The organism is Streptomyces sp. RerS4, from assembly GCF_023515955.1.
In the GTDB taxonomy this organism is placed as follows: Bacteria; Actinomycetota; Actinomycetes; order Streptomycetales; family Streptomycetaceae; genus Streptomyces.
In genome coordinates, this window is sequence record NZ_CP097322.1 from 5,012,879 (window position 1) to 5,033,394 (window position 20,516).

Consider the following 20,516-nt stretch of genomic DNA (forward strand, 5'->3'; position numbering starts at 1 on the left):
GATCCGGTTCGGCACGTGGACTTCGCTTGTCGTTTCACACAGCACTTCCCGCACGTCAGCCGCATTCACCCGGCACCACCGCGGCACAGCACTCGCACAGCGCAGCACCCGCACCGCACTGCATCGAACACACCGCACCTCAACGCGTTCACGTGTCCCGAGCACTTCGAGCGCCACTCCGCACCAACGCCGCCACAGCGGCGGGCATGGGCCGGCCACCCGTCGGCCGAGAGGGGTCCCCACCACGATGACGGCACCACTGCACGACACGAGCGCGGAAACACCCGCTCCCGTGTCCGTAGCCGACGTCCCTGCCAAGGCCATCGAAGGCCGCTCGCCCGGCCGCATCGCATGGATGCGGCTCAAGCGCGACAAGGTCGCGCTGACCGGCGGCGTGGTCGTGATCCTCCTGATCCTGGTGGCCGTCTTCGCGCCGCTGATCGTGAGCCTGCTGGGCCACCCGCCCAACGAGTTCCACGAGGACATGATCGACCCCGACCTGGGCACGCCGCTCGGCTCCTTCGGCGGCATCAGCTCCGACTTCCTGCTGGGCGTCGAACCGACCAACGGCCGCGACGTGTTCAGCCGGATCGTCTACGGAGCGCGCATATCCCTGGTCGTCGCCTTCCTGGCGGCCTTCGTCTCCGTCGTCCTCGGCAGCTTCCTCGGCGCGCTGGCCGGCTTCCTCGGAGGCTGGGTCGACGGCGTCATCAGCCGCACGATGGACCTGCTGCTGGCCTTCCCGCAGCTGCTGTTCACCATCGCCCTGGTGTCCGTCGTCCCCAACTCCCTCTGGGGTTTCGAGGGTTCGGGCGTCCGGATGGGCGTACTGATCCTCGTCATCGGCTTCTTCGGCTGGCCCTACATCGGCCGTATCGTCCGGGGCCAGACGATCTCCCTGCGCGAACGCGAGTACGTGGAGGCCGCGCGCAGCCTCGGCGCGGGCCGCGGCTACATCCTGATCAAGGAGCTGCTGCCGAACCTGGTCGCGCCGATCCTGGTCTACGCCACGCTGATCATCCCGACCAACATCCTGACCGAAGCGGCCCTCAGCTTCCTGGGTGCCGGCGTCAAGCCGCCCACCGCTTCCTGGGGAAAGATGCTCTCCGACGCCGTCCCCATCTACCAGGACGACCCCATGTACATGGTGGTCCCCGGTATGACGATCTTCATCACCGTCCTGGCGTTCAACCTCTTCGGGGACGGGCTGCGTGACGCACTCGACCCCAAGGGCAGCTGAACCGCTTCTTCGATTCACCACCTATGGAGGTTGGACAACCGTGATCCGCAGAAAGCAGGCTCTCGCGATCACCGCCGTGATCGCCGCCCTGTCGCTGACCGCCGCGTGCGGTGGCAGTAACGGGGAAAAGAAGGACGCCAAGGGCGACGGCGACAGCGCCAAGGGCTACAGCGGCGCCGCCACCGCCGTGATCAACCCCTCCGACGCCAAGGGCGGCGAGCTCAAGCTCTGGTCCCCGCAGGACGTCGACTACCTCGACCCGGCGCGTGCCTACTACGGCTTCGTGTGGAACATGCAGCGGCTCTACATCCGCAGCCTGCTCGCCTACGACAGCAAGCCGGGCAAGGACGGCACCAAGGTGGTCCCGGACCTCGCCGAGGCCCTGCCGGTCATCACCGACGACGGCAAGACGTACACCCTCAAGCTCAAGGACGGGGTGAAGTTCGAGGACGGTTCGCCGATCACCTCGAAGGACATCAAGTACGGCGTCGAGCGCGTCTTCGCGCAGGACGTGCTGTCCGGTGGCCCGACCTACCTGATCGACCTCCTCGACCAGGGCCAGAAGTACCCCGGCCCGTACAAGGACACCGACCCGGACAAGATGGGTCTGAAGTCCGTCGAGACGCCGGACGACAAGACGATCGTCTTCAAGCTGGCGACCGCGAACTCCGACTTCAGCTACCTGCTGGCCATGCCGTCCTCCTCGCCGGTCCCGGTGGGCAAGGACACGGGCGCGACGTACACCAACAAGCCGATCTCGACCGGCCCTTACAAGGTCGAGAGCTTCACCGCCGGCAAGGGCGCGACGTTCGTCCGCAACGAGAACTGGGACCCGAAGACCGACCCGATCCGCAAGGGTCTGCCGGACAAGGTCTCCTTCACGGTCACCACCAACCCGGACGACATGGACCAGCGCCTGCTCTCGGGCGACATCGACATGGCGGTCGACGGCACCGGTGTCCAGCAGGCCGCGAAGAACAAGATCCTCAAGGACCCGAACCTCAAGAAGAACGCGGACAACCCGTTCACGGGCTACATCCGCTACTTCGCCTTCCCGCAGACGGTCGCGCCGTTCGACAACATCGAGTGCCGCAAGGCCGTCATCTACGCGGCCGACCCGAAGTCCCTCCAGACCGCCCGCGGCGGCCCGACCAGCGGTGACCTCGGCGCGAACATGCTGCCGCCCGGTATCCCCGGCTCGGACAAGTCCTACGACCCGTTCGGTCTGACGAAGGGCAAGCCGCAGGAGGACAAGGCCAAGGAGGCCCTCAAGGCCTGTGGCAAGGCCGACGGCTTCGAGACCACCATCGCCGTGCGCAACAACCGCGCCCCCGAGGTGAAGACCGCCGAGTCCCTCCAGGCGGCGCTCGCCAAGGTCGGCATCAAGGCGACGATCGACCAGTACGACGGCAAGCTCTCCTCCTCCACGATCGGTTCGCCCGAGAACGTGAAGAAGAAGAACTACGGCATCATCGTCATGGGCTGGGGCGCCGACTACAACTCCGGCTCGGGCTTCCTCCAGCCGCTGGTCGACGGATCGTTCATCCTGCCGAACGGCAACAACAACTACACCGAGTTGAACGACAACGAGGTCAACGGGCTCTTCGACAAGGCCGCTGCCGCCGCCACGCCGGAAGCCGCCGCTCCGTTCTACACGGAGATCAACAAGAAGGTCATGGAGAAGGCGCTCTACCTGCCGATCAACTTCGACAAGGCGCTCGTCTACCACAACCCGCGCCTGACGAACGTCTTCTTCAACGAGTCCTACGGCAAGATCGACCTCGCCACGGTGGGCATCAAGCAGTAACAGCGGCTCCGGCCCGAGTTGTCACGTACCACGTAACACACAGGCAAGTGCCTTCACCGCACATGCGCTAGTCCGAAGGGCAGGTGAAGGCCGCAGGCGGTGGCCGCCGTCCCCACGAGGGGCGGCGGCCACCCGCCCCGGGCGGCCGACTGCAGTGCTCGTCTACCTCATACGGCGACTGTTCAACGTCGCCGCAACGCTGCTGGTGGTCTCCGTGGTCACCTTCGGCATCTTCTTCGCGGTCCCGAAGCTCACCGGCAGCGATCCCGCGCTCATGTACGCGGGACGCGAGACCAACGAGACCGCCCTGGCGGGCATCCGCGTGAAGATGGGCTTCGACAAGCCCATCTCCGAGCAGTACCTGCTCTTCGTCAAGGGCATCTTCGCCGGCCGCGACTACGACGGCGGCACCGAGATCACCCACTGCGCGGCGCCCTGCTTCGGCTACTCCTTCAAGACCGAGGCGCCCGTCTGGGAGACCATGCTGGACCGCATCCCGGTCACCCTCTCGCTCGCCCTCGGGGCGGCCGTGATCTGGGTGCTCGCCGGTGTGGCCACGGGTGTCGTCTCCGCCCTCAAGCGGCGCACCGCCATCGACCGGACCGTCATGGTCGGCGCGCTCGCCGGCGTCTCCCTGCCGATCTTCTTCACCGGCATGGTGGCCCCCGCGATCTTCGTCTACGGCCTCGGCTGGCTGGACGTGTCCAACTACCGACCACTCACCGAGGATCCGCTGGCCTGGCTGAACAGCCTGATCCTGCCCTGGATCACGCTGGCCTTCCTCTTCGCCGCGACCTACGCCCGCATCACCCGCGCCACCATGCTGGAGGTCCTCGGCGAGGACTACATCCGCACGGCCCGCGCGAAGGGGCTGAAAGAGGGCGTGGTCATCCGCAAGCACGCCCTGCGCTCCACCCTCACCCCGATCGTCACGATGTTCGGCCTCGACCTCGGCGGACTGCTCGGCGGCGCGGTGCTCACCGAGACGACCTTCAACTTCCAGGGTCTGGGAACGGCGGCCGTCGCCGCCATCGGCCAGGGCGACCTCCCCGTCATCATGGGTGTCACCCTGCTCGCCGCGCTCTTCGTGGTGATGGCCAACCTGATCGTGGACCTGCTGTACGCCGTCATCGACCCGCGCGTGAGGCTGACGTGACCAAGAACGTTTCCGACGAGCCCGCGTTCGTCCCCGAGCAGGGCGGCCCGCGCGACGGGTCCCCCTTCCTCTCGGTGCGCGACCTCCAGGTGCACTTCCCGACCGACGACGGCCTGGTCAAGTCGGTCGACGGACTCTCCTTCGACCTCGAACGCGGCAAGACCCTCGGCATCGTCGGCGAGTCCGGCTCCGGCAAGTCGGTCACCTCGCTGGCCATCATGGGCCTGCACCGCACCGGCAACGCCCGCAGCCGTCCGCACATCTCCGGCTCCGTCGTGCTCGACGGCGAGGACCTCGTCGCCGCCGACGCCGACCACGTACGTCGCCTGCGCGGACACAAGATGGCGATGGTCTTCCAGGACCCGCTGTCCGCCATGCACCCGTACTACTCCGTCGGCAAGCAGATCATCGAGGCCTACCGGACCCACCACCCCGAGGCCGACAAGAAGCGGGCCCGCGCGCGGGCCGTCGAGATGCTCGACCGCGTCGGCATCCCGGAGCCGCACCGGCGGGTGGACGCGTACCCGCACGAGTTCTCCGGCGGCATGCGCCAGCGCGCGATGATCGCGATGGCGCTGGTCAACAACCCCGAACTGCTCATCGCCGACGAGCCGACCACCGCCCTGGACGTCACCGTCCAGGCGCAGATCCTCGACCTGATCCGGGACCTGCAAAAGGAGTTCGGCTCCGCCGTCATCATGATCACGCACGATCTCGGCGTCGTCGCCGAGATGGCGGACGACATCCTCGTGATGTACGGCGGCCGGTGCGTCGAGCGCGGGACCGCCGAGAAGGTCTTCTACGAGCCCCGACACCCCTACACCTGGGGGCTGCTCGGCTCCATGCCGCGCATCGACCGCGAGCAGACCGAGCGCCTGATCCCGGTCAAGGGTTCGCCGCCCAGCCTCATCAACATCCCGAGCGGCTGCGCCTTCAACCCCCGGTGCCCCTACGCCGACGTGCCCAAGGGCGGCATCACCCGCACCCAGCGCCCCGAGCTGACCCAGGACGACAGCCGGCACTGGTCCGCCTGCCACATGTCGCAGGAGGAGCGGACCCGGATCTGGACCGAAGAGATTGCGCCGAAGCTGTGAGCGACATGAAGAAGACGGACGCGCCGGCCCCGGCACAGGCCCCGGCGCAGGCCGCCGCCGACGGCTCGGCCGACACGCTGCTGCGGGTGACGGGCCTGGTCAAGCACTTCCCCATCAACAAGGGGCTGCTGCGCCGGCAGACGGGGGCCGTCAAGGCCGTCGACGGCATCGACTTCGACGTCCGCCGCGGTGAGACCCTCGGCGTCGTCGGCGAGTCCGGCTGCGGCAAGTCGACCATGGGCCGGCTGATCACCCGACTGCTGGAACCGACCGGCGGGAAGATCGAGTTCGAGGGCCGGGACATCACGCACCTGGGCGTGGCGGGCATGCGACCGCTGCGCCGCGACGTGCAGATGATCTTCCAGGACCCGTACGGCTCGCTGAACCCGCGCCACACGGTCGGCACCATCGTCGGCGCCCCCTTCAAGCTCCAGGGGGTCACCCCCGAGGGCGGACTGAAGGCGGAGGTGCAGCGGCTGCTGTCGCTGGTCGGCCTGAACCCGGAGCACTTCAACCGCTACCCGCACGAGTTCTCGGGCGGCCAGCGCCAGCGCATCGGCATCGCCAGGGCGCTGGCCCTCAAGCCGAAGCTCGTGGTCGCGGACGAGCCGGTGTCGGCGCTGGACGTGTCGATCCAGGCGCAGGTGGTGAACCTGCTGGACGACCTCCAGGAGGAGCTCGGCCTCACCTACGTGATCATCGCGCACGACCTGTCGGTCATTCGGCACGTCTCCGACCGCATCGCGGTGATGTACCTCGGCAAGATCGTGGAACTGGCCGACCGCGCCTCCCTCTACGGGGCCCCGATGCACCCGTACACGAACGCGCTGATGTCGGCGGTGCCGGTGCCGGACCCGCGCCGGCGCGGCACGAAGAGCGGCCGCATCCTGCTGAAGGGAGACGTGCCCTCGCCGATCTCCCCGCCCAGCGGCTGCCGCTTCCACACGCGGTGCTGGAAGGCGACGGCCCTGTGTGCGACGCAGGACCCGCCCCTCGTGGCACTGAAGACCGGGCACCAGGTGGCCTGTCACCACCCGGAGAACGCCCCCGACCAGGCCCCCGGCGACCCGGCTCTGCCGGGCGCCGCGGACGCGACGGCGGCGGTCTCGGAGTAGCGGACGAGACCGCCGCCCGGCCCGGCCGGGCGGTACCCGGCGCGGCCGCCTCTCGGGCGGCCGCGCCGAGGTCGTTGCGGCTCACGGGGTGTCGTTCCGCGTGGTTCCGCGTCATGGGGTGTCCCTCCGGGGCGGTCCGGCAGGCCCCCGACCTCGGGGGACAATGACCCGGTGCTCCACGATCTCTTCCCGCCCGGCATCCAGCACGCCCTGGACCTCGCGGGCATTTTCGTCTTCGCCACGGCGGGCGCCCTGCTCGCCGTCCGCAAGAACTTCGACGTCTTCGGCATCGCCGTGCTCGCCCTCGTCACCGCCCTCGGCGGCGGTCTGCTGCGCGACCTGTGCATCGGCGCCGTGCCGCCCGCGGCCTTCGGGGAGCTGAGCTTCTTCGTCACGCCCCTGATCGCCGCCGCGCTCGTCTTCTTCCTGCACCCCGAGGTCCAGCGGATCAACCGGGCCATCAACGTCTTCGACGCCGCCGGCCTCGGGCTGTTCTGCGTGACGGGCACGACCAAGGCCTACGAGTACGGGCTCGGCCTGACCGCCTCCGCCGCCCTGGGCGTGGCCACCGCGGTGGGGGGCGGCGTACTGCGCGACGTCCTGGCCAACGAGGTGCCGTCGCTGCTGCGCGACCGCGAGATGTACGCCGTGCCCGCCGTCGTCGGCGCCTCGATGGTGGCCGTCTTCATCGGCCTGCACGCCCTCAACCCCTGGACGACCGCCCTCGCCATCCTCACCGCCTTCGTGCTGCGGCTGCTCGCGATGCGCTACCACTGGCGGGCCCCTCTGGCCTGGAACCGCCGCTCGGCGGTGTCCGAAGAGCCGTGACGGGCTTCGGGATCGGCGTGGATTCCTTCCCGGAAGCAAAAGCTACCGCTTAGTAAGTTAGCGGTGTACCGTCGTCCCCATGACGCACGCAGCGGCCCCGGCAACCATCGGCGACAGCGAATTCGACCGCGACACCACCCTCACGCCCCGCGCGGGCGAGCCCGGGGTGTACGACGCGGAACTCTCCGCCGGCTGGACGATCATCGCCGCAGTCAACGGCGGCTACCTGCTGGCCCTGGTCGGCCGCGCCCTCTCGGCGGCCCTGCCGCACCCGGACCCCTTCTCCGTCTCCGCGCACTACCTGACCTCCTCCGTACCCGGCCCCGCCGTCGTCCGGACCCAGGTGGTGCGCGTCGGTCGCACGCTGTCCACCGGCCAGGCCTCCCTGTTCCAGTTCGACGAGAACGGCGACGAGGTCGAGCGCATCCGCGTCCTCGCCTCGTACGGGGACCTCTCCGCGCTCCCCGACGCCGTCCACACCGTCGCCGTCCCGCCGGCCATGCCCGCCTACGAGGACTGCCTCGGCGCCGAGGCCGGCGCGGCCCCCATCCCCGGCAGCTCCGCCATCGTGGACCGGCTGCGCCTGCGGCTCGACCCGGCCACCGCCGGCTGGGCCGTCGGCGCCCCCTCCGGCAAGGGCGAGATGCGGGCCTGGTTCGAACTGGCCGACGGCCGCGACGCCGACCCGCTGTCGCTGCTGCTCGCCGTGGACGCGCTGCCGCCCACCGCCTTCGACCTCGGACTGCTCGGCTGGACCCCGACCGTCGAACTCACCACCCACATCCGCTGCCGCCCGGCCCCCGGTCCGCTGCGCGTGTCCATCGTCACCCGCAACCTCGCCGGGGGCTTCCTGGAGGAGGACGCCGAGGTCTGGGACTCCGCCGACCGCCTGGTGGCCCAGTCCCGCCAGCTCGCGCGGGCTCCGCGCTAGGGGGTGTCACGCACGCGCGGGGGCCCGGCGGGGTTCTCGGGGTGTACGGGCGGGCAGGCTTCGCGTGGACCGTGCGCGGAGCCGCCGGCCGGGGCATGGCCGGAGCCCGGGGACTCGTAGAATCGGGGGATCATGGCCTACCTCGACCACGCCGCGACCACGCCGATGCTGCCGGAAGCCGCCGCGGCGATGACCGCGCAGTTCGCCACCACCGGCAACGCCTCCTCCCTCCACGCGGCCGGCCGCCGGGCCCGCCGCACCGTCGAGGAGGCCCGCGAATCGCTCGCCGAGGCGCTCGGCGCGCGCCCGAGCGAGGTGGTCTTCACCGCGGGCGGCACCGAGGCCGACAACCTCGCCGTCAAGGGCCTCTACTGGTCCCGCCGCGACGCCGACCCCGCCCGCGACCGCATCCTCGCCAGCCCCGTCGAGCACCACGCCGTCCTCGACGCCGTGCACTGGCTCGCCGAGCACGAGGGCGCGCGCGTCGAGTACCTGCCCGTCGACCGGCACGGCCGCGTCCACCCCGACGCCTTCCGGGAAGCCGTCGACCGCGACCCCGACGACGTGGCCCTCGCCACCGTCATGTGGGCCAACAACGAGATCGGCACCGTCATGCCGGTGCGCGAACTCGCCGCGATCGCTCGGGAGTACGGGATCCCGCTGCACTCCGACGCCGTCCAGGCCGTCGGACAGCTCGACGTCCGCTTCGGCGACAGCGGCCTCGCCGCCATGACCGTCAGCGGCCACAAGATCGGCGGCCCGTACGGCATCGGCGCCCTGCTGCTGGGCCGCGACCAGAGCCCCGTCCCCGTCCTGCACGGCGGCGGCCAGGAACGCCACGTCCGCTCCGGCACCCTCGACGTACCCGCCATCGCCGCCTTCGCGGTGGCGGCCGAGCTCGCCGCCGCCCGCCGCGAACGCTTCGCGGCCGAGATCGGCGCCCTGCGCGACGAACTGGTCCGCGCCGTCCTCGCCGCCGTCCCCGACGCCGTCCTCGGCGGCGACCCCGAGGACCGCCTCCCGGCCAACGCCCACTTCGGCTTCCCCGGCTGCGAGGGCGACTCCCTGCTGCTGCTCCTCGACGCCCAGGGCATCGAGTGCTCCACCGGCTCCGCCTGCACCGCCGGCGTGGCCCAGCCCAGCCACGTCCTGCTCGCGACGGGCACCGACCCCCAGCTGGCCCGGGGCACCCTGCGCTTCTCCCTCGGTCACACCTCCACCAAGGAGGACGTCGCCGCGGTCGCCGCCGCCATCGGCCCGGCCGTCGAACGCGCCCGCACGGCAGGCCTCAGCTAGGGGCTGTCCGGCCAGGCGTCCCCAGCTCCGCGCGCACCAGGCCCAGGTAGCGGTCCCAGTCCCACAGGGGGCCCGGGTCCGTGTGGTCGGCGCCGGGGACCTCGGAGTGGCCCAGGAAGTGCCGGCGGTCCACGGGTATGCCGTATCTGCGGCATATGTCGGCGGCCAACCGGGCCGACGACGCGTACATCGCGTCCGTGAAGTCCTTCGGCCGGTCGACGAACCCCACGTGCTCGATGCCGATGCTGCGCTCGTTCATCGAGCGGTTGCCCGCGTGGAACGCCACGTCCAGCTCGCGCACCAGCTGCTCCACATGACCGTCCTGGTTGACGATGTAGTGCGCCGACGCCTTGTGGAACGGATTCCTGAAGGCCTGCACCGACGACGCGAACCCGCCCTGAGTGACATGCACCACGATCCGGTCCACCCGGTAGTCGTCCGGCCGGTCGGCGAGCCGCCAGTTCGCCGGCGAGGCCGCCGTCCAGCCCGCGCCGGGGTAGTCGATCTCGCCCTCCTTGCGCGGCTTGGACACCCCGGGCAGCAGCCACCAGGCCCGCCCGATCTCCTCCCGCCCGGCCACCGCCGCGATCCCGAGCACCCCGAGCCCGCCGAAGAGCACCGCCCGACGGGTCCGCCTCGCCGGTTTCCGGTCCGTGGTCCCGCCCTTGTCCGCCTGCTTGGTCATGTGATCCACCCCCCAGAGCCGATAACGCGCTGTGACCCCGCGCGGTTCCCCGTACCCTGGACGGTGCTATGACTGAGAACCTGCCGCGCACCGCCCGCCCCCTCCGCGTCCTGGCCGCCATGTCCGGCGGAGTCGACTCCGCCGTCGCCGCCGCCCGCGCGGTCGAAGCCGGGCACGACGTCACCGGCGTCCACCTGGCGCTCTCCGCGAACCCGCAGTCCTTCCGGACCGGCGCCCGCGGCTGCTGCACCATCGAGGACTCCCGCGACGCCCGCCGCGCCGCCGACGTCATCGGCATCCCGTTCTACGTCTGGGACCTCGCCGAACGCTTCCGCGAGGACGTCGTCGAGGACTTCATCTCCGAGTACGAGGCCGGGCGCACCCCGAACCCGTGCCTGCGCTGCAACGAGAAGATCAAGTTCGCGGCGCTGCTCGACAAGGCCCTCGCCCTCGGCTTCGACGCCGTCTGCACCGGCCACTACGCCACCGTCGTCCTGAACGAGGACGGCACCCGCGAACTGCACCGCGCCTCCGACATGGCCAAGGACCAGTCGTACGTGCTCGGCGTCCTCGACGAGAAGCAGCTCGCCCACGCCCTCTTCCCCCTCGGTGACACCCTCACCACCAAGGACGAGATCCGCGCCGAGGCCGAGGAGCGCGGCCTCGCCGTCGCGAAGAAGCCCGACAGCCACGACATCTGCTTCATCGCCGACGGCGACACCCAGGGCTTCCTCGCGAACCGCCTCGGCAAGGCCGAGGGCGACATCGTCGACGAGGCCGGCGAGAAGATCGGCAGCCACGACGGCGCCTTCGGCTTCACCATCGGCCAGCGCAAGGGCCTGCGCATCGGCCACCCGGCGCCCGACGGCAAGCCCCGCTACGTCCTCGACATCTCCCCGGTGAACAACACCGTCACCGTCGGCCCCGCCGAGGCCCTCGACGTCAGCGCCCTCACCGCGATCCGCCCCCGCTGGTGCGGCTCCACGCCCGCCGCCCCCGGCACCTACACCGCGCAGCTGCGCGCCCACGGCGGCGAGACGGAGGTCTTCGCCGAGGTCGTGGACGGCGAGCTGCGCGTCCGCTTCACGGAGCCGGTCCGCGGCGTGGCCCCCGGCCAGGCGATCGTCCTCTACGACGGCACCCGCGTGGTCGGCTCCGCCACCATCGCCACCACCACACGAGCCACCGCCGCCGCCGTCTAGCCCGCGGCCGTACCGGTCGTACCGGCCGTCGGGACCACCGTCAGGACGATCTTGCCGGTGGTGCGGCCCGGTTCGCCGATCTCGTGGGCCTTCGCCGCCTGCTCCAGCGGGAGGACCGTGTCCACGAGGGGCTTCAGGGAGCCCGCCTCCACCAGGGCGGCGATCTCGCGCAGCCCCAGGTGGTCGGGTTCCACCAGCATCCAGTCCGCGCGGACCTCGCCCGCGTCCGCCGGCAGGGCGTCCGGGCCGGGCAGGGTGATCAGTCGGCCACCGGGGCGCAGCACCTTCAGCGACCGCCGGGTGGTGTCGCCGCCGACCCCGTCCAGGACCACGTCCACGTCCGCGACGGCCTCCTCGAACGCCGTCGCGCGGTAGTCCACCACCTCGTCCGCGCCGAGCGCCCGCAGCAGCTCGTGCTTGGCCGCGCCGGCCGTGCCGATCACGTACGCCCCGCGCGCCTTGGCGATCTGCACCGCCAGGTGCCCGACGCCGCCGGCCGCCGCGTGTACGAGCACCCGCTCGCCGGGGCGCACGTCGGCGGTGTCCACCAGGGCCTGCCAGGCCGTCAGCGCGGCCAGCGGCAGGGCGGCGGCCTCCACGTGGCTCAGCGAGGCCGGCTTCGGGGCCAGGTGCCGGGCGGGGGCGACCACGTACTCGGCGTAGCCGCCGGCCTGACGCGGGAAGAGGGGCATCCCGTAGACCTCGTCGCCCGGCCGGAAGACGGTCACGCCGCCGCCGACGGCCTCGACCGTGCCGGAGACGTCCCAGCCGACGGCGGGGACCTCGCCCCACTCGATCAGGCCGCCGCTCGCCCGGGTCTTCCAGTCCACCGGGTTGACCCCGGCCGCGTGGACCCGTACCAGGACCTCGTTCAGGCCCGGCTCGGGTCGGTCGACCTCGCGCTCGACCAGGTTCTCGGGGCCACCGAATTCGGTCACGACCATCGCGCGCATGCTGTTCCGCCTCATTCCGTTCCACACCATTCGGCGCCGGGATCTCCCCGGCGGTAGACCCAGCCTCGGGCACCCGGAGCGCTCGCGGTGTTGGCCGGATGGCCACTATGTGACAGGATCTGGCCATGAGCGTGGCCGTGATGACACCGCCGACCGAAGCGACCGCAGCAGCCCCCACGGCGCCGCACCGGGTCGCCGTCCTCGCCCTGCCCGGCGTCCCCCCGTTCGAGCTGGGCATCGCCTCCCGGGTCCTCGGCAGCGCCCTGGACGCGACGGGCCGGGCCCTCTACGAGGTCACCGTGTGCACCGCCGACGGCGGCCCAGTGCTCAGCGACGCCGGCTTCACCGTGCAGCCCGCCGCCGGAGCCGAAGCCCTCGCCGCCGCCGACACCGTGATCGTCCCGCCCACCCACGCGATGCCCGAGCTGGCCCACGGCGGCCCGCTGCCCCCCGAGGTCACCGCGGCCGTCGCCCGGATCCGGCCCGGCACCCGCCTCGTCTCCATCTGCACCGGCTCCTACGTGCTCGCCGCCGCCGGACTCCTCGACGGCCGCCCCGCCACGACCCACTGGAACCTCGCCCCCGAGTTCCGCCGCGCCTACCCCCGCGTCGTCGTCGACGAGGACGTCCTCTTCGTCGACGACGGCGACGTCCTGACCTCCGCCGGAGTCGCCGCCGGCGTCGACCTGTGCCTGCACCTGATCCGCCGCGACTACGGGACGACCGTCGCCAACCGGGCAGCCCGCATCTGCGTCGTACCGCCCTGGCGCGACGGCGGCCAGGCCCAGTACATCGACCGCCCCGTTCCCGCCCCCACGATCGCCACCACCACGGCGACCCGCGCCTGGGCCCTGGAGCGCCTCGGGGAGCCCCTCACCCTCGCCGAGCTGGCCGGCCACGCCCGCATGAGCCTGCGCACCTTCACGCGGCGCTTCCGCGACGAGGTCGGCATGACCCCCGTCCAGTGGCTCACCGCCCAGCGCCTGGACCTCGCCCGCCAACTGCTGGAGTCGAGCGACCTGCCCGTCGACCTCGTCGCCCACCGCGCCGGCTTCGGCTCCGCCAACTCGCTGCGCCAACACATGCGCACCGCCTTCGGCGTCTCCCCGATCGGCTACCGCCGCACCTTCCGCCCCCACGGCCGCGAAGGCGCCGACGCGGCGGTATGACCCGCGGCAGGCAATCGACCCCTCGACGGCCCGCCGACGCCGCGCCGGGCGCCGCCCGCGTGCGCGCGGACGCCGGGCTCCGATCCGGGCCCCCGCCGGGGGAGACCCCCACCCCCGGCGGGGTGCGAGCATGGGCACCATGGCTACTCACCTGATCACCGGCGCCGGATCCGGCATCGGCGCCGCCGTCGCGACCCGCCTGCACGCCCGGGGCGACGACCTCGTCCTGCTCGCCCGCGACGCCGCCCGCGCCCGGCAGCTCGTCGAGCGCTACCCCGGCGCGCGGACCCTCGTAGGCGACCTCGCGGACCCCGACCGCCTGTCGTGGGCCTTCTCCAAGCAGCCCGTGCCGGAGCGGATCGACTCCCTCCTGCACATCGCCGGCATCGTCGACCTCGGCCCCGTCGGCGAGCTGCGCCCCAAGACCTGGCACCAGCAGCTCAACGTGAACCTGATCGCCCCCGCCGAGGTGACCCGGCTGCTGCTGCCCACCCTGCGCGCCTCGAAGGCCACCGTCGTCTTCGTGAACTCCGGCGCCGGCCTGACCGCCCACGCCGAATGGAGCGCCTACGCCGCCTCCAAGCACGGCCTCAAGGCCCTCGCCGACTCGCTGCGCGCCGAGGAGAAGGCCAACGGCATCCGCGTCACCTCCGTCTACCCGGGCCGCACCGCGAGCCCCATGCAGGCCAAGGTGCACTCCCAGGAGGGCAAGGAGTACGACCCGAGCGCCTGGATCGACCCCGAGTCGGTGGCGACCACGATCGTCATGGCCGTCGACCTGCCGCGCGACGCCGAGGTCAACGACCTGACCGTGAGGCCGGGCCGATGACCGCGAACGCCACCGGCGTCGGCTCCATGCCCGGCGGCGACGCCCGCGAGGCCGCCAAGACGGTGACGGGCTCCTTCGAGGAGTTCCCGTACCTGCCCGAGCTTCCCGCGCGCGGCCCCGGCGCCGACATGATCGGCCGCTCCCTCGGGCTGCTCGTCGACCTGTACGCGCACGTCGAACCCAGCGGCTGGCGGATCAGCGACCGCCCCGGACGCGACACCCGTCGCGCCCGCTCCTGGCTCGGCGAGGACCTCGACGCCCTGGAGGAGTTCACCCAGGGCTACGCGGGCCGGCTGAAGATCCAGGCCGTCGGGCCGTGGACGCTGGCCTCCGCCCTCGAACTGCACGGAGGCGAGGCCGTGCTCCAGGACGCCGGCGCCTGCCGGGACCTGGCCGCCTCCCTCGCCGAGGGCCTGCGCGACCACCTGGCCGACGTCCGCAAGCGGATCCCCGGCGCCGAGATCGTCCTCCAGTACGACGAGCCGGCGCTCACCGCCGTCCTGCGCGGCCGGGTCCGCTCGGCCAGCGGCTACCGCACCTACCGGGCCGTCGACCGCCAGGTCGTCGAGAGCGCCCTGCGGGACCTGTTCGCCGTGCACGACGGCGAGGTCGTCGTCCACTCCTGCGCGCCCGAGGTGCCCTTCGCGCTGCTGCGACGGGCCGGGGCCGCGGGCGTCTCGTTCGATTTCTCCTTGCTCACCGAGCGCGAGGACGACGCCATCGGGGAGGCCGTCGAGGGCGGGCTGAGGCTCTTCGCCGGAGTCGTGCCCGGTACCGACGGCCCGTTGTCGGACCCGGGCGGTAGCGTCATGGGTGTCAGGAAGCTTTGGCGCAGGCTGGGACTGGCCCCGGGGACTCTCGCCGAGTCCGTCGTGGTCACCCCGTCGTGCGGTCTGGCGGGTGCTTCGCCCGCGTATGCCCGCGCGGTGCAGGCGCACTGCGTCAGGGCGGCGAGGTCGCTCGCCGACAACCCTGAGTGACGGTCGAGACGGGGCCACGGGAGGACACGGCATGGCAGCCGAACAGCAGGACACGGCAGTACCGACGGCGGCGCGCGAGCAGCACGCCCTGCTCGCCGAGCAGGTCGAGGAGCACCGCTTCCGGTACTACGTGAACGACCAGCCGGTCGTCAGCGACGCCGAGTTCGACCAGCTGCTGCGCTCGCTGGAGGCCCTGGAGGAGCAGTTCCCGGAGCTGCGTACGCCCGACTCGCCCACCCAGAAGGTGGCCGGGGCGTACGAGACGGACTTCGCCGCCGTCGAGCACCGCGAGCGGATGCTCTCCCTCGACAACGCCTTCGACGACGAGGAACTGTCCGCCTGGGCCGACCGCGTGGCCCGGGACGTGAACACCCCGGACTTCCACTACCTGTGCGAGCTCAAGGTGGACGGCCTCGCGGTCAACCTCACCTACGAGAACGGTCGGTTGACCCGGGCCGCCACCCGCGGCGACGGCCGCACCGGCGAGGACATCACGCCCAACGTCCGCACCATCGCCGAGATCCCGGACCGCCTCAAGGGCGACCGGATCCCGGCCCTCGTCGAGATCCGCGGCGAGGTGTACTTCCCGATGGAGAAGTTCGAGGAGCTCAACGCCCGCCTGGTTGCGGCCGAGGGCAAGCCGTTCGCCAACCCGCGCAACGCGGCGGCCGGTTCCCTGCGCCAGAAGGACCCGAAGGTCACCGCGAGTCGCCCGCTGCACATGGTCGTGCACGGCCTCGGAGCCCGCGAGGGCTTCGAGATCGAGCGCCAGTCGCAGGCGTACGAGCTGCTGCGCGAGTGGGGCCTGCCGACCGCGCGGCACAACGTCGTGGTCTCCACGCTCGCCGAGGTGCGGGAGTTCATCGCCCGCTTCGGCGAGAACCGTCATTCGGTGGAGCACGAGATCGACGGCGTCGTCGTCAAGCTCGACGAGATCGCCCTCCAGGGCCGGCTGGGCTCCACGGCCCGCGCCCCGCGCTGGGCCATCGCCTGGAAGTACGCCCCGGAAGAGGTCAACACCAAGCTGATCGACATCAAGGTCGGCGTCGGCCGTACCGGGCGCGTGACCCCGTACGCGCAGGTGGAGCCGGTGACGGTGGCCGGCTCGGAGGTCGAGTTCGCCACCCTGCACAACCAGGAGGTCGTCAAGGCCAAGGGCGTGCTCATCGGGGACACCGTCGTCCTGCGCAAGGCGGGCGACGTCATCCCCGAGATCCTGGGACCGGTGGTGGACCTGCGGGACGGCACCGAGCGGGAGTTCGTGATGCCGTCGGTGTGCCCCGAGTGCGGCACCGAGCTGCGGCCGATGAAGGAGGCGGACATCGACGTCCGGTGTCCCAACGGGCAGACCTGCCCCGCCCAGCTGCGCGAGCGGCTCTTCTACCTCGGCGGCCGACAGAGCCTCGACATCGAGAACTTCGGCATGGTCGCGGCCGCCGCGCTGACCGCCCCGCTGGAGCCGGCCGAGCCGCCGCTGCTCGACGAGGGTGACCTGTTCGGCCTGACCATCGAGCAGCTGCTGCCCATCAAGGCGTACGTCCGGGACCCGGACAGCGGACTGCCCAAGCGGGACCCGAAGACGGGCGAGGAGAAGATCGTCACGGTCTTCGCCAACCAGAAGGGCGAGCCGAAGAAGAACGCGCTGGCGATGCTGGAGAACATCGCCGCCGCCAAGCACCGCCCGCTCGCCCGCGTCATCAACGGCCTGTCGATCCGTCACGTCGGGCCGGTCGCGGCCGAGGCCCTGGCCCGCGAGTTCCGTTCCATCGAGCGGATCGAGCAGGCCACCGAGGAGGAACTGACGGCCACCGACGGGGTCGGGGCGATCATCGCCGCCTCCCTGAAGGAGTGGTTCGCCGTCGACTGGCACCAGGAGATCCTGCGCAAGTGGCGGGAGGCCGGGGTCCGGATGGAGGAGGAAGGTTCCGGCGAGGAGCAGGGCCCGCGTCCCCTGGAAGGCCTGACCGTCGTCGTCACGGGCACGTTGCGGAGCCACACGCGCGACGGGGCCAAGGAGGCGCTCCAGAGCCGCGGTGCCAAGGTGACCGGCTCCGTGTCGAAGAAGACGTCGTTCGTGGTCGTCGGCGACAACCCGGGCTCCAAGTACGACAAGGCCGTGCAGCTGAAGCTGCCCGTCCTCGACGACGCCGGTTTCGCGGTGCTCCTGGAGCAGGGCCCGGACGCCGCCCGCGCCGCCGCCCTCCCGCTGGACGGCGAGGGCGAAGGGGAGTAGTAAGCCGGGAGGGGAGTGACGCGCCCTGGGCGAACGGATGCGTGGCGTGCGGCCGTACGGGCGGGCGCACGCCGGGCGCGGTGTCCGGTGGTAAACGGCCGGTACAAGGCTGTTCGAGGCCCGGTGACCTGTCGGATCATCGGATGGGTGACGGGGGGGTCCTGGTCCAAACTCACCCGTTCGGCGGATACCGTACTGATGAGGATGGCTGGGTCGCATTCGGGCAACCACCGCCGACCGCTGCCCCTGGGAGCCTCTCGCGTCCTACTGTTGTGGGGTGCGCCTGTCGTGCACGGCTGCCTGATGCGCTTCAGCCGTGATGGCATGACATCGGGGCCATCGCGTGACATCGGCATCGCCGGCTGTGAGAGGGACGGGCATGAAACCCACCGAAAGCGCCGACCCGTCACCTGAATTCGGCGGGGACATCCCGCCCTTGCGGACGGGCCGGATCGGTGTCCTGGGTGCCAGGACACCCGAGACCCACCCCCTCGACACGAGAGCGGGCGGGACCGGACAGGGGCGGCGCACCGTGCTGCCCCTGATCGTCGTGGGTGTGTCCTTCGTGGTCCTGGTCGCCGGCGTCGTCGCGGCGCTGACCGACCGTCAGTCCCTGTTCCCCGGAGGCACGGTCGGCTGGGCGCTGGCCCTGCTCACCGGCGTCATCGTCGGCCACCTCGTCGCCCTCGGACGCGACCGCTGGTGGGGCGGCACCGGATCGGGCGCCGCCCTCACCCTCGGCGTGCTCCTCCTGTACGGGTGGATCCCCGCCGGGCTCGTCTCGCTGGCGGTCGTCTCCCTGGTCGGCGCCGCCCGCCGGCACCGCTGGCGCCAGGGGCTGCTGCACGGCTCCGTCGACATCCTCGGCATCGCCGCCGGGGCCCTCGTCCTGGCCGCGTTCGGTGACGTCCCGACCGTGGAGGCGCCGTGGCTGCCGGCCGCGTGGGACCTCGCGGCCGTCCCCGAGATCGTGCTCGTGGCCTTCGCCTACCTCGCGGTGACGCGGCTCCTGCTGTGGTTCTCGCTGACCCCGCGCGGTGGCGGACTGCCCACGGTGGCCCGTACCGCCCTGCTGCGGCAGGCGCTGGTGGCCGCCGCCCTGCTCGGCATCGCCCCGTTGATCTGCGTGGTCGCCGTCAGCCGGCCCGTCCTGCTGCCGCTGTTCGCCGTACCGCTCATCGCGCTCGACTCCACCTTGTGGATCGCCCGTGCGCGGGCGGAGGAGCAACTGCGCGACCCGCTGACCGGGCTGCCGAACCGACAGTGGCTGCTGGAGCGCGCCTGGTCCGCGCTGGACGAGGCTGAACGTTTGGGCACCCGGTCAGCTCTTGTGTTGATCGACCTGGACCGCTTCCGCTCCGTCAACGACACCCTCGGTCACCTGGCCGGGGACCGGCTGCTCCTCCAGATCGCCGAACGGCTCCGCCAGGCCCTGCCGGCGGACGCCGAGGCGGCCCGGCTCGGCGGCGACGAGTTCGCCGTCCTGCTGCCCCTCGCGGACTCCACCACCAGCGCGCAGCGGGTCGCCCGCGGTTTGGTCGCCGAGCTCAGCTCGCCGCTCGACCTCGACGGGCTGACCCTCGTCCTGGAGGCCAGCGCCGGCCTCGCCGTCTTCCCCGACCACGCGCTGGACGCCGAGGGGCTGCTGCGGCGGGCCGACGTCGCCATGTACCAGGCGAAGCGGGACCGCACGGGCGTCGAGGTCTACGAGTCCAAGCGCGACAGCAACACCCCCGACCGGCTCGGCCTCCTCGGCGACCTGCGGCGGGCGCTGGACGCGGGCGAGGTGGAACTCCACTACCAGCCGAAGGTCCGCTTCGACGGGCAGGTGGCCGGGCTGGAGGCGCTGGTGCGGTGGGTGCACCCGGAGCGGGGGCGGGTCTCGCCGGACGAGTTCATCGCGATCGCGGAGACCTCGGGCCTCATGCCGCACCTGACGGAGTACGTCCTGGAGACCGCCCTCGCGCAGGTCGCCCGGTGGCGGGCGCAGGGCCTGAAGGTCCCGGTCGCCGTCAACGTCTCCCCGCGCGACGTCCACACCCCCGGCTTCGCCGGCGCCGTCGCGGCGCGGCTGGCCCGGCACGGGGTTCCGGCGAGCGGGCTCCAGCTGGAAATAACGGAGCACGTGCTGCTGGAGGACCCGCAGCGGGCGGCCGACACGATGGCGGGCCTGACCGGCCACGGCGTGAAGATGTCCCTGGACGACTTCGGCACCGGCTACTCCTCCCTGGTCCACCTGCGGCGGCTGCCGGTCAGCGAGCTGAAGATCGACCGGTCGTTCGTGGCGCGACTGGCCGTCGACGCGCAGGACGCGGAGATCGTCCGCTGCACGGTGGACCTGGCGCACTCCCTGGGCCTGCTGGTCGTGGCCGAGGGTGTCGAGGACGACGAGACGTGGGAGCGGCTGCGGGACCTGGGGTGCGACGCGGTGCAGGGGTGGCTGGTCGCCGCCGCGATGCCGCCGCAGGAGGCCACCGCCTGGCTCCTCGCCCGAGGCGAACGCGGCTGGCGCCGCCCGGCCGACATCACCGCCGAACTGGCCGCCGCGGCCCCCTCGGAAACCTCGACGCCCCTGTCTTGACGCGCCGCTCGTTTCTTGACGCGCCGCTCGCGCGGCTCGGCCCTGGCGGGCCTCCCCGGCTTCGCGCCGCTGCGCCGGACTCCGTCCGTCGACCGGGCGGGCGGGGTCCGGGGGAGTGGCTGGGGCGCGTCGTTGGTTGCCGCTGCGCGGGGCCGTCCCCTACCCGCCCTTCCTCCGTTCCCTGGGGCTCCGCCCCAGACCCCGCGCCTCAAACGCCGGCGGGGCTGGAGGGTGCCGGCCGGGCTGGAGGGGTGCCGGCGGGGCTGGGTCATGCCGGCTGGGCTGGGGCATGCCTGACGGGCGGAAAATCGGCCTCGCCGGCGTTTGGGGCGCGGGGGGTCGGGGGCGGAGCCCACGGGAGGGGAGGGGCTTCGCGTGGGGGCGGTGGCAAACCGTTTAGTGGGTCGGGGGCCCGGC

The 20,516-nt window shown here is 72.0% G+C and carries 16 protein-coding genes; 14 read left to right on the plus strand and 2 right to left on the minus strand.

The window, feature by feature from the left end; translation table 11 throughout:
* Positions 1–247: 247 nt before the first annotated feature.
* From M4D82_RS23370 to M4D82_RS23405, 8 genes are all read left to right on the plus strand, one after another.
* Positions 248–1,240 carry an ABC transporter permease gene (locus M4D82_RS23370; RefSeq protein ID WP_249767912.1) on the plus strand — a complete coding sequence of 331 codons (993 nt, stop codon included), beginning with the start codon at positions 248–250 and terminating at the stop codon, positions 1,238–1,240.
* A gap of 40 nt (positions 1,241–1,280) precedes the next feature.
* On the plus strand, positions 1,281–3,047 hold the full coding sequence (locus M4D82_RS23375; RefSeq protein ID WP_249767913.1) for an ABC transporter substrate-binding protein: 1,767 nt from the start codon (positions 1,281–1,283) through the stop codon (positions 3,045–3,047).
* 154 nt (positions 3,048–3,201) lie between these two features.
* Positions 3,202–4,203: an ABC transporter permease gene (locus M4D82_RS23380; RefSeq protein WP_249767914.1), complete on the plus strand. Its 1,002-nt coding sequence runs from the start codon at positions 3,202–3,204 to the stop codon at positions 4,201–4,203.
* 74 nt (positions 4,204–4,277) lie between these two features.
* Positions 4,278–5,297, plus strand: coding sequence for an ABC transporter ATP-binding protein (locus tag M4D82_RS23385; protein WP_249772087.1), 1,020 nt, complete (start codon positions 4,278–4,280; stop codon positions 5,295–5,297).
* Positions 5,298–5,302: 5 nt separating this feature from the next.
* On the plus strand, positions 5,303–6,412 hold the full coding sequence (locus tag M4D82_RS23390) for an ABC transporter ATP-binding protein (RefSeq protein WP_249772089.1): 1,110 nt from the start codon (positions 5,303–5,305) through the stop codon (positions 6,410–6,412).
* A 171-nt stretch (positions 6,413–6,583) separates the two neighbouring features.
* The gene (locus tag M4D82_RS23395; RefSeq protein ID WP_249767915.1) at positions 6,584–7,240 is read left to right on the plus strand and encodes a trimeric intracellular cation channel family protein; all 657 of its coding nucleotides are present in this window, start codon (positions 6,584–6,586) and stop codon (positions 7,238–7,240) included.
* A gap of 79 nt (positions 7,241–7,319) precedes the next feature.
* Entirely contained in the window at positions 7,320–8,171 is an 852-nt protein-coding gene (locus M4D82_RS23400) for a thioesterase family protein (RefSeq protein WP_249767916.1), read from the plus strand.
* Positions 8,172–8,303: 132 nt separating this feature from the next.
* Positions 8,304–9,467 carry a cysteine desulfurase family protein gene (locus tag M4D82_RS23405; RefSeq protein ID WP_249767917.1) on the plus strand — a complete coding sequence of 388 codons (1,164 nt, stop codon included), beginning with the start codon at positions 8,304–8,306 and terminating at the stop codon, positions 9,465–9,467.
* On the opposite strand, the gene M4D82_RS23410 is transcribed toward M4D82_RS23405, so the two are convergent.
* Positions 9,460–10,152, minus strand: coding sequence for an N-acetylmuramoyl-L-alanine amidase (locus tag M4D82_RS23410; protein WP_249767918.1), 693 nt, complete (start codon positions 10,150–10,152; stop codon positions 9,460–9,462). The genes M4D82_RS23405 and M4D82_RS23410 overlap by 8 nt on opposite strands.
* Before the next feature lie 68 nt (positions 10,153–10,220).
* On the opposite strand from M4D82_RS23410, the gene mnmA reads away from it, so the two are divergent.
* A complete protein-coding gene (gene mnmA, locus M4D82_RS23415) occupies positions 10,221–11,354 on the plus strand; it encodes a tRNA 2-thiouridine(34) synthase MnmA (RefSeq protein ID WP_249767919.1) in 1,134 nt (377 codons plus the stop codon).
* Here mnmA and M4D82_RS23420 read toward each other — a convergent pair.
* Positions 11,351–12,307 carry an NADP-dependent oxidoreductase gene (locus M4D82_RS23420; RefSeq protein WP_249767920.1) on the minus strand — a complete coding sequence of 319 codons (957 nt, stop codon included), beginning with the start codon at positions 12,305–12,307 and terminating at the stop codon, positions 11,351–11,353. The genes mnmA and M4D82_RS23420 overlap by 4 nt on opposite strands.
* Positions 12,308–12,432: 125 nt before the next feature.
* Between M4D82_RS23420 and M4D82_RS23425 the strand changes: the two genes are divergently transcribed.
* From M4D82_RS23425 to M4D82_RS23445, 5 genes are all read left to right on the plus strand, one after another.
* Positions 12,433–13,476 (plus strand): GlxA family transcriptional regulator, encoded by a 1,044-nt coding sequence (locus M4D82_RS23425; protein ID WP_249767921.1) that lies wholly within the window; start codon positions 12,433–12,435, stop codon positions 13,474–13,476.
* 139 nt (positions 13,477–13,615) lie between these two features.
* Positions 13,616–14,305 carry an SDR family oxidoreductase gene (locus M4D82_RS23430; protein ID WP_249767922.1) on the plus strand — a complete coding sequence of 230 codons (690 nt, stop codon included), beginning with the start codon at positions 13,616–13,618 and terminating at the stop codon, positions 14,303–14,305.
* Complete coding sequence (locus M4D82_RS23435) at positions 14,302–15,285, plus strand: methionine synthase (protein WP_249767923.1); 984 nt, start codon at positions 14,302–14,304, stop codon at positions 15,283–15,285. Before M4D82_RS23430 ends, M4D82_RS23435 begins: the two co-directional genes overlap by 4 nt.
* A 31-nt stretch (positions 15,286–15,316) precedes the next feature.
* On the plus strand, positions 15,317–17,518 hold the full coding sequence (gene ligA / locus M4D82_RS23440) for an NAD-dependent DNA ligase LigA (RefSeq protein WP_249767924.1): 2,202 nt from the start codon (positions 15,317–15,319) through the stop codon (positions 17,516–17,518).
* A 379-nt stretch (positions 17,519–17,897) separates the two neighbouring features.
* Positions 17,898–20,099, plus strand: coding sequence for a putative bifunctional diguanylate cyclase/phosphodiesterase (locus M4D82_RS23445; RefSeq protein ID WP_249767925.1), 2,202 nt, complete (start codon positions 17,898–17,900; stop codon positions 20,097–20,099).
* The last annotated feature ends 417 nt before the right edge of the window (positions 20,100–20,516 follow it).

Excerpts from the sequence above, each read along its gene's own strand:
- mnmA (WP_249767919.1), top strand. The coding sequence starts at position 10,221 with ATGACTGAGAACCTGCCGCGCACCGCCCGCCCCCTCCGCGTCCTGGCC.
- M4D82_RS23370 (WP_249767912.1), top strand. The coding sequence starts at position 248 with ATGACGGCACCACTGCACGACACGAGCGCGGAAACACCCGCTCCCGTG.
- M4D82_RS23405 (WP_249767917.1), top strand. The coding sequence starts at position 8,304 with ATGGCCTACCTCGACCACGCCGCGACCACGCCGATGCTGCCGGAAGCC.
- ligA (WP_249767924.1), top strand. The coding sequence starts at position 15,317 with ATGGCAGCCGAACAGCAGGACACGGCAGTACCGACGGCGGCGCGCGAG.
- M4D82_RS23390 (WP_249772089.1), top strand. The coding sequence starts at position 5,303 with ATGAAGAAGACGGACGCGCCGGCCCCGGCACAGGCCCCGGCGCAGGCC.
- M4D82_RS23430 (WP_249767922.1), top strand. The coding sequence starts at position 13,616 with ATGGCTACTCACCTGATCACCGGCGCCGGATCCGGCATCGGCGCCGCC.
- M4D82_RS23425 (WP_249767921.1), top strand. The coding sequence starts at position 12,433 with ATGAGCGTGGCCGTGATGACACCGCCGACCGAAGCGACCGCAGCAGCC.
- M4D82_RS23410 (WP_249767918.1), bottom strand. The coding sequence starts at position 10,152 with ATGACCAAGCAGGCGGACAAGGGCGGGACCACGGACCGGAAACCGGCG.
- M4D82_RS23445 (WP_249767925.1), top strand. The coding sequence starts at position 17,898 with ATGAAACCCACCGAAAGCGCCGACCCGTCACCTGAATTCGGCGGGGAC.
- M4D82_RS23400 (WP_249767916.1), top strand. The coding sequence starts at position 7,320 with ATGACGCACGCAGCGGCCCCGGCAACCATCGGCGACAGCGAATTCGAC.
- M4D82_RS23420 (WP_249767920.1), bottom strand. The coding sequence starts at position 12,307 with ATGCGCGCGATGGTCGTGACCGAATTCGGTGGCCCCGAGAACCTGGTC.
- M4D82_RS23435 (WP_249767923.1), top strand. The coding sequence starts at position 14,302 with ATGACCGCGAACGCCACCGGCGTCGGCTCCATGCCCGGCGGCGACGCC.